The organism is Nocardia tengchongensis (assembly GCF_054781395.1).
This window is the reverse complement of record NZ_BAAGUM010000006.1, coordinates 1,139,456-1,150,352: the sequence shown is the minus strand read 5'-3', so window position 1 is coordinate 1,150,352 and position 10,897 is coordinate 1,139,456. Positions and strand designations below refer to the sequence as shown.

The window sequence follows — 10,897 nt, the reverse complement described above, 5'->3', positions numbered from 1 at the left end:
GTCTAACCCGCGCAGAACCAACTAAGGGTCTTCTTTTCCGGCCTGCAACATACCGCGTGAGCTGAGTAACGGCAATTCGGGCGACCTCATGTATAAGCCTCCGAATGCGGGCTTGCCACAACGGGTTTCGCGTCGAAAAGGGTGACACTGCAACCACTCAGCATTGGGGGTCCACAAAACACGCAGGTCATCTGCCTCACCCGCTCGGCGTGTCGGAGGCGCCCTTCTCAGTCACCTCTCAGTCGTTGTGGGCAGACTGATTGCCATGCGCATTCTGGTAGTCGACGACGACCGCGCGGTTCGTGAATCGCTGCGTCGCTCGCTGACCTTCAACGGGTACACCGTCGACCTCGCCGTCGACGGTCTGGACGCCTTGGAGAAGACCGCCGGTCAGCGACCCGACGCCCTCGTCCTGGACGTCATGATGCCCCGCCTCGACGGCCTCGAGGTGTGCCGCCGCCTGCGCAGCACCGGCGACGATCTGCCGATTCTGGTACTCACCGCACGCGATTCGGTATCCGAGCGGGTGGCCGGCCTGGACGCCGGCGCCGACGACTACCTACCCAAGCCCTTCGCGCTCGAGGAGCTGCTGGCCCGGCTGCGCGCCCTGCTCCGCCGCACCACCATCGACCAGGGCGACGCCTCCTCGGAGGCGATGTCCTTCGCCGACCTCTCGCTCGACCCCGTCACCCGCGAGGTCACCCGCGGCGAACGTCCGATCAGCCTCACCCGCACCGAGTTCTCGCTGTTGGAGATGTTGATGGCCAACCCGCGCCGGGTACTCACCCGCAGCCGCATCCTGGAGGAGGTGTGGGGCTACGACTTCCCCACCTCCGGCAACGCACTCGAGGTGTACATCGGCTACCTGCGTCGCAAGACCGAGGCCGACGGCGAACCGCGGCTCATCCACACCGTGCGCGGCGTCGGCTACGTGCTGCGCGAGACCCCTCCGTAGGAAGGGCGCTCGTGGGTAGAACCGTTCCCCGGCGGACGGTGGTCGCCGGCCTCGGGTCGAAGACGGACGCGGACGGACTCCGGCCGCCGATGCCGCTGACCCGTTCGGTGTCACTGCGCTGGCGGGTCACGCTGCTGGCCGCCTCGGTGGTGGCCGTGGCCGTCGCCTTCACCTCCATCGCCGCCTACGCCATGGTGGCCCGTTCGCTGTACGCGGACGTGGATTCGCAACTGCGGGCCCGCGCCTCGGTGATGATCGACAACAACCTCGACAGCCTCGGCTTCCAGTCGCTGGTGTTCGCGGGGCTGTACTCCAGTGACGTCGGGGTGGCCCTGGTCTTCGCCGACCAGTCGCAGTACGTGCCGCCGCAGACCACGATCCCGCCGATCGGCCCGCAGGAACGTCAGGTGGCCCGCGGCGAGATCGGCTTCTCCCTGCGCACCGTGGACGACCAGCGAGTGCTGGCCCGCCGCACGCATTCCGGGTCCACCCTGGTGGTGTCGCAGCGGCTGCAACCCACCAAGGAAGTGCTCGACCGGCTGGCCTGGCTGCTGTTCGTGGTCGGCGGCTGCGGGGTGATCGTGGCCGCGGCCGCCGGAACCACCGTGGGCCGCACCGGGTTGCGGCCCATCGCCCGGCTCACCGCCGCCACCGAACGCATCGCCCGCACCGACGACCTCACCCCCATTCCGGTCACCGGCGACGACGAACTCGCCCGGCTCACCGAGAGTTTCAACACCATGCTGCGCGCACTCGGCGAATCCCGGGAGCGGCAGCGTCGGCTGGTGGCCGACGCCGGCCATGAGCTGAAGACGCCACTGACGTCTTTGCGCACCAATATGGAACTGCTCATCGCCTCCTCCCGGCCGGGCGCGCCTCGCATCCCCGACGAGGACATGGCCGAACTGCGCTCGGACGTGATGGCCCAGATCGAGGAGTTGTCCACGCTGGTCGGCGATCTGGTCGACCTGGCCCGCGAGGACGCCCCCGAGACCGTGTACGAGCGCATCGACCTCGGCGACATCGCCGAACGCGCGCTGGAACGAGTCCGGCGGCGGCGCACCGGAATCGACTTCGACGTCCAGCTGCGGCCCTGGTTCGTCTACGGCGACGAACCCGGCCTGGAACGCGCCCTGCTCAACGTCCTCGACAACGCCGCCAAGTGGAGCCCGGCGGGCGCGAAGGTGTTCGTCACCATGCGCGAGAACGGGCGCGGACTGCTCGAGTTCGCCGTCGACGACGCAGGGCCCGGCATCCCGCCCGCCGAACGGGAGCTGGTCTTCGAGCGCTTCTATCGGACCACCGCCTCGCGCTCGATGCCCGGTTCGGGGCTCGGCTTGGCCATCGTCAAACAGGTGGTGACCAAACACGGTGGCACCATCAACATCGACAGTTCCGACCGAGGGGGCGCGTTGATCCGTATCGTCCTGCCTGGAGAAACCGCCCCGCCCCTGCCCGCCGAGGCGGACAACTGAATCCGGAAAGCTCGGCGAAAAGCAAGCACGGTCTCAGTCCACTCTCAGTCGTTCCCGCCAGGCTTGGCGACGAGACTCGAGGAGAAAACGAGAAATGACCGAGGATTCGAACCAGCGAGGCCCCGAGCCCGAAGGCCACGCCGCGTCCGACAGCGCGGCCCCCGGGCCCGCCGGCCCGGCGTCCGGCCTGCCCCAGCGGGATCCCGCCGGGTCGGCCGCCCCTGAGGCCGAGACCTTCAACGGCTTCGCGGCCCCCGCGGCGCCGGGTACGGCCGGGTCGGCTCCCGCTTCCGGCGGATTCGCGCCACCGGCGCACCCGGGCCAGGCCGCCGGTCCCGCGCCGAGCGCCCCTGGTTTCGGTGCGGCTCAGTCCTTCTCCGGCGGCGCCTCCTACGCCCAGAGCGGCGGCCCCGCGGCCCCCGGACCGCAGTCGCCCGCCGGCTCCGCACCGGCCTTCGGCGGACCGGGCGGGACGGCGTACGGCGTTGCGGGGCAACCGGGTTCGGGTGCGGTCGACCCGGCCACCCAGGTGCTGCCGGGCGCGGGTCACGGTGCGCCGCAAGGCAGTCCGGCCTACGGCGCGGCTTTCGGCGGGGCACAGCCCTATTCGCAGCAGTTCGGGTCCGGGCAGCAGCCCGGGTACCCGACCGGCTCGTATCCGGCCTACGCCACTGGACAGCACCCGGCGTATGCGACCGGACAGCATCCGACCCAGGTGCTGCCGGGCATGCCCGGAGGTCCGGGCGGGCCCGGGCTGCCGGGCGACCCGGGGCTGTCCTACGGGGGCGCGCCCGGGCCGAAGCGGTCCGGCAAGGCCGGGCTGGTCGCCGGCGCGGTGGTGCTGGCGCTGCTCAGCGGCGGCATCGGCGGCGCGGTGGGCGCGCTGGCCACCCACGACCGCGACCACGGCTCGGTGAGCAACGCCCTGGATCAGCCCGCGGGCAAGGGCAAGGCGGCGCCCGCGCCGGAGGGTTCGGTGCAGGCGGTGGCGCAGAAGGTGCTGCCCAGCGTCGTCATGATCCGGGTCGCGGGCTCGAAGGCCGAGGGCGAGGGCTCCGGCGTGATCCTGTCCTCGGACGGTCTGATCCTCACCAACAATCACGTGGTCAGCGGCGCGGGCCCGAACGCCAAGATGGATGTGGCGTTCAGCGACGGCTCGACCGCTCCCGCCACGGTGGTGGGCGCGGATCCGGTCTCCGACGTCGCGGTCATCCGGGTCACCGGCAAGTCGGATCTGAAGCCGATCGAGCTGGGTCAGTCGGGCAATCTGCAGGTGGGTCAGGGCGTGGTGGCGATCGGTTCGCCGCTGGGCCTGGCGGGCACGGTGACCAGCGGCATCGTCTCCTCGCTCAACCGCCCGGTGTCCACCAGCGGTGAGCCGGGCTCCCAGGGCACGGTCATCGACGCGATCCAGACCGACGCGGCCATCAACCCGGGTAATTCCGGTGGTGCGCTGGTCGACATGAACGGCAAGCTGGTCGGCATCAATACCGCCATCGCCACCATGGGCACCGCCGAGTCGGCGGGTGCGCAGAGCGGCTCGATCGGGCTCGGTTTCGCGATTCCGGTGGACACCGCGCGCCGGGTGGCCGACGAGCTGATCAAGAACGGCAAGGCCACCTACGCCCAGATCGGCATCACCGTGCGGGCACAGGACGACGTGAACGGCGCGCGGGTGATGGACGTGTCGCCCGACGGCCCGGCCGCCAAGGCGGGCATTCCGAAGAACGCGATCATCACGAAAATCGACGACCAGGTCGTGGATTCGGGTAATTCGCTGATCGCCGGCGTGCGTTCGCACCGGCCCGGCGACAAGGTCAAGGTGACCTACACCGACGACCAGGGGAAGAACCCCAAGACCGTCGAGGTCACCCTCGGCGAGGCAGCCGCGGAGGGCGGACGATGAGCAACCGTGTCAATGGTAGAGAACCGGTACCGGCGATCCGTGTCACCTCCGATGGGGGATGGGAGCTGTTGTCGGACAAGGGCGCTACGGTGAGCACCATGGAAATCGATGCCGCTGTGGCGGGCCGTGCTCTTGTCGTGGTCGTCGACGATCGAACCGCCCATGGCGGCGTGGACTCGCTGGGGCCGCTGGTCACCGAGCTACTCACCGAGGCCGGGTTCCTGGTGGACGCGTCGGTGTCGGTGGCGGCCGACGAGGTGGAGATCCGCAATGCGCTCAATACCGCGGTGATCGGCGGTGTCGATCTGGTCATCTCGGTCGGCGGCACCGGCATGTCCCCGCGTGACGTGACCCCGGAGGCCACCGAGGAGGTGCTGGACCGGGTGCTGCCGGGGATCAGCGAGGCGCTGCGCTCCTCCGGGCTGGCCTCGGGTTCGCTGGACGCGGGCCTGTCGCGCGGTCTGGCCGGGGTGTCGGGCAGCACGCTGGTGGTGAACCTGCCGGGCTCGCGGGCCGCGGTCCGGGACGGCATGGCCACCCTGGGCCCGCTGGCGAGCAAAGTCATCGATGAATTGTCCGGTCTGTCGGAATGACCGACGCCGGGCAGTCTCCTGATCCCTCGGGATCGCCTGATTCCTCCGAGTCACCCCGTCCGGCCGAGCGCCGGGCGGGGTCTCGTCGTTTGACCCCCGCCGAACGCGCCCGGCTCGCGCGCATCTTCGGTGACGAGCTGCCGTCCACGACCGCGGACGAGCGCACTCCCGAGCCGGATTCCGTTCAGTCCTCCGATGATTGGCTGCGCGCGCAGAAGCCGCCCCATCACGGTTGAGATCCGCTTTACATCACGGCTGCCGAGAATTAGCCATAGCTCGGAAGCTGTGATTAGGCGCGTCTGTTATCTTATTGTTGCCAAACGGTAACTGTTGTGGCTAAAATCTCCTTGGGGTCAACAAAGCTACGGCTGTAAAGAATATGAGCAGCGCGCTTGATAGTTGCTCCTGCCGAGTTCTGTGCCGTAGTGGCTCTCTTCAGCCCCGGTGGTCGGGGTTGTCCGCAAAAAAACTGATGAGGGAACAATGAGCGAGAACCGGACCGCCGGTTTGCGTCGGGCCGCGCGTGTCGCGGGTATCGGCGCAGCCGCCTCCGTGGCTTTCGGCCTGCTGTCGACCGGCGCCGCCAACGCCGACACCTTCGTACCGTTGCCGGACGGTCAGAAGGTTGGGCCGGGCGTGACCATCAAGCGAATCGGCGAGCACGCCGTAATCTCGCCGTCGCTGTCGGCGAACGGCGCGGGCCGCACCGCCTGGCTCTCGGGCAAGGTCGCCGCCGACGTCACCGACACCCCCGCGGGCACCGTCGGCCCGAACAACGGCCCCACCAACGCTCCGGGCTCCAACAACTCCTCCACCCATGGCGCGTCGCAGGTCAACACCGGCTACATCATCGGATGCCAGGTGAACATCGCCGACAACGCCATCTCCGCCGGCATCTCCGGCGGCGTGAGCATCACCGGCGCCAATGCCGGTGGCTCCATCGGCGTGAACCTGGGCCCCGGCCAGGTGACGTTCCTGCAGATCAACTCGAAGGACATCCTCGAGGCGGGCACCTACTCGATCGATTACAAGGATGTGCCGGTCGACGTGCAGGGCTGCGCGGGCTACGCCCAGGCGCGCGCCTACACCGTGGTCGAGATCATCGGTGACCACTACTCGAAGACCACCCTCTACGGGCAGCCGTTCAGCCTCGGCTGACGCGTGGTCAGACACCCGATTCATCTCTCGCGTAAGCGAATTCGACCCCAGAGGGAAATCATCATGAACGTTCGCAAGACGATGGCGCGGGCCGCCGGGATCGGCGCCGTCGCCACCGCCGCCCTGGGCCTGTTCTCGACCGGTGCGGCCAATGCCGACACCTTCATTCCGCTGCCGGGCGGCTCCATCACCGAGACCATGGACGACGGCACCGTCGTGACCATCTCGATGACCGGCGAATCGGCCAACATCAACCCGTCGATGGGCGCCACCCCGCTGCACCGCAATGCCTGGGTTTCGGGCAGCGCGCAGGTGCAGCTGTCGGGCACCAACGGCAATGTCGGCGGCAAGATCGTCCCCGGTTACGTGGTCGGCTGCCAGGTCAACATCTCCGGCGGCGGCGCCAACGGCGGTCCGAGCGCGGGCGCCAACTACGACGGCACCAGCCCGTCGGCCGGTGCGAATGTCGGCGGCAACCTGACCCTGGGTCCGGGCCAGTCGCAGGCGTTCTACGTCCTCGATCAGGAAGCGCCGGACGATTTCGGCAGCGAGGCGCACTACAAGCGCAACAAGTTCTCGGGTAACTCCGGTTCGGTGACGTGGTCCGACGAGACCATCAACCTGAACGGCTGCGGCGGCTACGCGCAGGCGCGTTCCTTCATCGCGGTTCAGGTCGAGACCGACCATGTGATCACCGCCTACACGCTGTGGGGTCAGCCCTTCAGTCTCGGCTGATCAGTTTCCGCTCAGCGGAATCCCAAGGGGCCCGGTGCGATTAGCACCGGGCCCCTTTTGCTATCCGCGACTTTCTCGGGATACCTGCGGGTTTGTGTGGGCGAGTGACCGATCCTGTTCGCTCACGTCTCAGAGGTCACAGCTGTGATGTAAAGTGCCCTGCGTCGCTACGTGAAAAGAATTTGTAACGAGTAACACAGTGGCAACAATGTGGCGACAAACTCAACCGGGGATTCGCAAGAGTCCCATTTCAACCTCGGTGGTCGAGGTTGACCGCAAGAAACCTGATGAGGGGAAGTATGAGCGAGAAGCGCTCCCACGGTCTGCGTACCGCGGCCCGTTTCGCGGGCATCGGCGCGGCTGCGGCCGTGGCCATCGGCCTTTTTTCCACTGGTGCCGCTAATGCCGACACCTTCGTGCCGTTGCCGGACGGCCAGAAGGTGAACCCGGCGGGCACCGTCACCATCACTCGGACGAGCGAACACGCCATCGTGTCGCCGTCGCTCGCTGCCAACGGTGCCGGCCGTACGGTGTGGGTGAGCGGCGCCGCCTCCGCGGTTGTCACCGAAACCCCGGACGGCACAGTCGGTCCCAACAACGGCCCGGCCGGCATCCCCGGCTCGAACGCCTCGTCGACTCACGGCTCGTCGCAGATCAACACCGGCTACATCGTCGGCTGCCAGATCTCGATCGGTGAGGATGCGATCTCCGCCGGTGTCTCCGGCAGCATCAACCTCGACAGCGCGAACATCGGTGGCTCGATCGGCGTCAACCTCGGCCCCGGCCAGGTTGCGTTCGTGCAGATCGACTACAAGGACATCACCAAGGCGGGCACCTACTCGGTCGAGTACCGCGACGCCGAGATCCAGATTCAGGGCTGCGCGGGCTACGCCCAGGCGCGTGCGTACACGGTTGTCGAGGTCATCGGCGACCACTACTCGAAGACCACCCTCTACGGCCAGCCGTTCAGCATCGGCTAAGTGGTCACCGCCCGCCAAATCCTTTCTCGCGCAAGCGAATCAAAACCTGAGGGACAACCAGAAATGAACATCCGTAAGACCGCGGTGCGGGTGGCCGGTGTTGGTGCCGTCGCCGCCGCAGCCCTTGGCCTGTTCTCCACCGGTGCGGCCAACGCCGATACCTTCGTGCCGCTGCCGGGCGGCGAAATCACCCAGACCCTGTCCGACGGCACCGTGGTGACGGTGAAGCTGGTCGGCGAGTCCGCCAACATCAGCCCGTCGATGGGCGCCACCCCCGTGCACCGCAACGCCTGGGTCTCGGCCTCGGCGCAGGTCCACATCGACGGTGACACCACCGCCACCGGCGGCAACATCTACCCCGGCTACGTCGTGGGTTGCCAGGTCACCATCGACGGCGGCAACGTCAGCGGTGGCGCGACCGGCGGTGCGAGCTGGGACAGCAGTGGCAACGCCACCCCGACGGGCGGCGTCACCTCCGGCGCCAACCTGACGCTGGGTCCGGGCCAGGCCAAGTCGTTCTACGTCCTGGACCGCGAAATGCCGGACGACTACGGCAAGGAATCGCACAAGACCAAGAACAAGTTCAACGGCTCCGACGGTTCGGTGACCTGGTCCGACGAGACCATCGGCCTGAACGGCTGCGGCGGCTACGCCCAGGCGCGTGCCTTCGTCAACGTCGAGGTCGAGACCGACAACGTGATCAGCTGGATCACCCTGTGGGGCCAGCCCTTCAGCATCGGCTGATCTACACCCCGGTGTAATACCAACGGACCCGGCGCTTTTCGCGCCGGGTCCGTTTGCCGTGCCGCACTGCGGAGTTCACCGCTGCGGGTCGGAGGTGCGCTCGGCGAGCAGATCCCGGATCTGGTGCAGCAGTTCGTTGTCGGTGAGTGCGTCGTCGTCCTCGACGCCCATCATCTTCTTGGCCTTCTTGGCCGGCACCACCAGGATGAAGTAGAGCAGGGCCGCGATGATCAGGAAGTCGATGCCCGCGGTGATGATCGGCCCGATGGCGATGAAGGTGGCCGGTTTGTCGGCGATCAGCTGGAAGCCCAGACCGAGCTGATTGGTGCCGCCGAACACCGCCAGCAACGGCGTGATGATGCCGTCGGTGAAGGCGGTGACGACCGCGACGAAGGCCGTACCCATGACCACGGCCACGGCCAGATCGACGATATTGCCGCGCATCAGAAAGTCTTTGAAACCCTTGAGCATTGCCGAAACTCCTCTACCTGAGGGATCGAACGCAGAGTTATAGGGGGTGTACGGCGATGCTAGCGGCGTGAGCCGCGCGGCCGCCGCACCGGCACGCCGGTTCAGTGGAGCACGACCGTGAGCGCCGTCCGGAGGGAAGTGGCCGCCACCTGGGTCGCGCGCCGGGAATCCAATGCCACCAGCACGACTCGGTCCGTGCGCCCGCGGGAGCCGTCGGCTCCGGGCACCAGCACCACGGCCGCGTCGGCGGCGAGTAGCCGGGCCGGGCGGCCGTTGCCCCCGGAGTCCTCGCCGGCCACCAGGTCCACCCGGTCGCCGGTGCGCAGGATCTCGGCGACGGCGTTGTCCGCCAAGCGAATCGGGACTATGCGCGCATCGGGGGAGTGGGCGGCCACGGCGGCCAGCCGCGGGCCCAGCACTCGGACGTCGGTGACGATCTCGCCCTCGGTCAGCGCCGCGGCGAGGGTGGCGCCGCGCAGCCGGGCGGCGTCGCGGACCGCACCCGCGGGCAAGGTCGCGGTCTCGCGAGCGGCCGGTCGCACATCGTCGTCGCCGAGCACCTGCCCCGGTGCCAGCTCCCGCGCGGCCACCAGCACCGGCGTCCGGCCCGCGGCGGGGTCGGCGCGGACCGCCAGGAAGCCCGCCGCGACGAGCAACGCGACCGCCCCGGCCCGCCGCAGTAGCACCGTGTCCGCCCAGGCCAGGCGGCTACGGAACTCGTGCAGCAGTGCTCGATACGGTCGCGTCATGGGGGCAGCGTACGGTCGCCCCGGCACCGAAACGCCCGGGCGGAACCCGGGCTGTGGATAACTCTCGGTATGTGGATAACGAGCTCGTGGAGAGCTCGGATCAGGCGGCGGAGGTGCTCGAACCGCTGGTCGACGACGAGGTCGAGGTGCTCGGCGCGGCCGAAGCGGACGGAGTGGAGCTGGTCCCGCTGTCCGACGAAGAGGACGACGGCTTGGCCGGTTCGGCGGAGGTGGAGCCGTTGCGGCTGTCGGTGCGGTAGAAGCCGCTGCCCTTGAAGACGATGCCGACGGAGTTGAACAGCTTGCGCAGCTTCCCGTTGCAGCGGTCACACGTGGTCAGTGCGTCTTCGGAGAAGGACTGCACGATGTCGAACTTGTTGTCGCACTCGGTGCATGCATACGAGTAAGTAGGCATCGGGAAACCTCCACGCTCTTCGTCGAATTAGCACTCTACAGCTGGCAGTGCCAACGCTGCCAATCGGGTGTCAATTCCCGGCCCGATCTTCGAGCTGTCGCAGCCCGCCCAACGGGGTCAGTGCCCACCCCATTCGATGGTCGTGCGACTCCTCCGGCAAACGGTCCACGAGTTCCTCGTCGCGCACCACCGCGATCAATCGCGCATCGGCGCGAGAGGCGCTCAAACTCCGATCGTAATAACCGGCTCCGCGTCCCAATCGGACCCCGCGCCGATCCACCGCCAGGGCCGGCACCAGAATCGCCGCGGCCATCGCGATCCCATTCACGACCGGGTCGCCTATCGGTTCGCGCAGCCCGAACCGGCCGCGTCGTAAGCCCTCCGGTCCGGTGTACTCGGCCCATTCCAGGGGACCCGGCTCGCCGGTGACCGGGAGCAGCACCCGCGCCCCGCCCGCCCGCAACGCGTCGAGCAGGGCGAGTGAACCGGGCTCGCCGCCGACGGGCACATAGGCGCACACCCACGTCGTCCCGTCGGCCGTCCCCGTCGCCTGCCCGGGCTCGGCGACCGCTGCCACCAGCTCGCCCGCGGCCGCGGCGAGGGCGGTCGCCTCGCGCTCGCGGACCTCGGCGGGCAGGGCCTTGCGGCGCGCGAGGATGTCCGCGCGCCACGCCGTCTTGTCCCGTTCGTCCGTCACGCTCCCACCCTAGGACGGC

Annotated in this window: 13 protein-coding genes; 9 read left to right on the top strand and 4 right to left on the bottom strand. The window is 68.5% G+C overall.

What is annotated here, in order from left to right; genetic code table 11:
• Positions 1 to 259 precede the first annotated feature (259 nt).
• From ACYVKL_RS16440 to ACYVKL_RS16400, 9 genes are all read left to right on the top strand, one after another.
• The gene (locus ACYVKL_RS16440) at positions 260 to 955 is read left to right on the top strand and encodes a response regulator transcription factor (protein WP_379165756.1); all 696 of its coding nucleotides are present in this window, start codon (positions 260 to 262) and stop codon (positions 953 to 955) included.
• 89 nt (positions 956 to 1,044) lie between these two features.
• Entirely contained in the window at positions 1,045 to 2,430 is a 1,386-nt protein-coding gene (locus tag ACYVKL_RS16435) for a sensor histidine kinase (RefSeq protein ID WP_213560841.1), read from the top strand.
• 727 nt (positions 2,431 to 3,157) lie between these two features.
• Positions 3,158 to 4,336 (top strand): S1C family serine protease, encoded by a 1,179-nt coding sequence (locus ACYVKL_RS16430; RefSeq protein WP_379165754.1) that lies wholly within the window; start codon positions 3,158 to 3,160, stop codon positions 4,334 to 4,336.
• Positions 4,337 to 4,434: 98 nt separating this feature from the next.
• Complete coding sequence (locus ACYVKL_RS16425; protein WP_213560843.1) at positions 4,435 to 4,929, top strand: MogA/MoaB family molybdenum cofactor biosynthesis protein; 495 nt, start codon at positions 4,435 to 4,437, stop codon at positions 4,927 to 4,929.
• Positions 4,930 to 5,018: 89 nt separating this feature from the next.
• A complete protein-coding gene (locus ACYVKL_RS16420) occupies positions 5,019 to 5,165 on the top strand; it encodes a hypothetical protein (RefSeq protein WP_213559344.1) in 147 nt (48 codons plus the stop codon).
• 247 nt (positions 5,166 to 5,412) lie between these two features.
• Positions 5,413 to 6,087 (top strand): MspA family porin, encoded by a 675-nt coding sequence (locus tag ACYVKL_RS16415; RefSeq protein ID WP_213559345.1) that lies wholly within the window; start codon positions 5,413 to 5,415, stop codon positions 6,085 to 6,087.
• A gap of 63 nt (positions 6,088 to 6,150) precedes the next feature.
• Positions 6,151 to 6,822, top strand: coding sequence for an MspA family porin (locus ACYVKL_RS16410; protein ID WP_213559346.1), 672 nt, complete (start codon positions 6,151 to 6,153; stop codon positions 6,820 to 6,822).
• 299 nt (positions 6,823 to 7,121) lie between these two features.
• On the top strand, positions 7,122 to 7,802 hold the full coding sequence (locus ACYVKL_RS16405; protein ID WP_379164211.1) for an MspA family porin: 681 nt from the start codon (positions 7,122 to 7,124) through the stop codon (positions 7,800 to 7,802).
• A gap of 63 nt (positions 7,803 to 7,865) precedes the next feature.
• Entirely contained in the window at positions 7,866 to 8,546 is a 681-nt protein-coding gene (locus ACYVKL_RS16400) for an MspA family porin (RefSeq protein WP_379164208.1), read from the top strand.
• 75 nt (positions 8,547 to 8,621) lie between these two features.
• On the opposite strand, the gene mscL is transcribed toward ACYVKL_RS16400, so the two are convergent.
• From mscL to ACYVKL_RS16380, 4 genes are all read right to left on the bottom strand, one after another.
• The gene (gene mscL, locus ACYVKL_RS16395) at positions 8,622 to 9,017 is read right to left on the bottom strand and encodes a large conductance mechanosensitive channel protein MscL (RefSeq protein WP_213559349.1); all 396 of its coding nucleotides are present in this window, start codon (positions 9,015 to 9,017) and stop codon (positions 8,622 to 8,624) included.
• 101 nt (positions 9,018 to 9,118) lie between these two features.
• Positions 9,119 to 9,766 (bottom strand): SAF domain-containing protein, encoded by a 648-nt coding sequence (locus ACYVKL_RS16390; RefSeq protein WP_379164205.1) that lies wholly within the window; start codon positions 9,764 to 9,766, stop codon positions 9,119 to 9,121.
• Positions 9,767 to 9,866: 100 nt separating this feature from the next.
• Positions 9,867 to 10,181: an FmdB family zinc ribbon protein gene (locus ACYVKL_RS16385; protein ID WP_213559351.1), complete on the bottom strand. Its 315-nt coding sequence runs from the start codon at positions 10,179 to 10,181 to the stop codon at positions 9,867 to 9,869.
• A gap of 70 nt (positions 10,182 to 10,251) precedes the next feature.
• Complete coding sequence (locus ACYVKL_RS16380) at positions 10,252 to 10,878, bottom strand: 5-formyltetrahydrofolate cyclo-ligase (protein WP_379164202.1); 627 nt, start codon at positions 10,876 to 10,878, stop codon at positions 10,252 to 10,254.
• Positions 10,879 to 10,897 lie beyond the last annotated feature (19 nt).

What these genes read in the sequence shown, in the direction of transcription:
- ACYVKL_RS16435 (WP_213560841.1), top strand. Translation starts at nt 1,045, where the DNA reads ATGCCGCTGACCCGTTCGGTGTCACTGCGCTGGCGGGTCACGCTGCTG.
- ACYVKL_RS16430 (WP_379165754.1), top strand. Translation starts at nt 3,158, where the DNA reads ATGCCCGGAGGTCCGGGCGGGCCCGGGCTGCCGGGCGACCCGGGGCTG.
- ACYVKL_RS16425 (WP_213560843.1), top strand. Translation starts at nt 4,435, where the DNA reads ATGGAAATCGATGCCGCTGTGGCGGGCCGTGCTCTTGTCGTGGTCGTC.
- ACYVKL_RS16415 (WP_213559345.1), top strand. Translation starts at nt 5,413, where the DNA reads ATGAGCGAGAACCGGACCGCCGGTTTGCGTCGGGCCGCGCGTGTCGCG.
- ACYVKL_RS16410 (WP_213559346.1), top strand. Translation starts at nt 6,151, where the DNA reads ATGAACGTTCGCAAGACGATGGCGCGGGCCGCCGGGATCGGCGCCGTC.
- ACYVKL_RS16405 (WP_379164211.1), top strand. Translation starts at nt 7,122, where the DNA reads ATGAGCGAGAAGCGCTCCCACGGTCTGCGTACCGCGGCCCGTTTCGCG.
- ACYVKL_RS16400 (WP_379164208.1), top strand. Translation starts at nt 7,866, where the DNA reads ATGAACATCCGTAAGACCGCGGTGCGGGTGGCCGGTGTTGGTGCCGTC.
- mscL (WP_213559349.1), bottom strand. Translation starts at nt 9,017, where the DNA reads ATGCTCAAGGGTTTCAAAGACTTTCTGATGCGCGGCAATATCGTCGAT.
- ACYVKL_RS16390 (WP_379164205.1), bottom strand. Translation starts at nt 9,766, where the DNA reads ATGACGCGACCGTATCGAGCACTGCTGCACGAGTTCCGTAGCCGCCTG.
- ACYVKL_RS16385 (WP_213559351.1), bottom strand. Translation starts at nt 10,181, where the DNA reads ATGCCTACTTACTCGTATGCATGCACCGAGTGCGACAACAAGTTCGAC.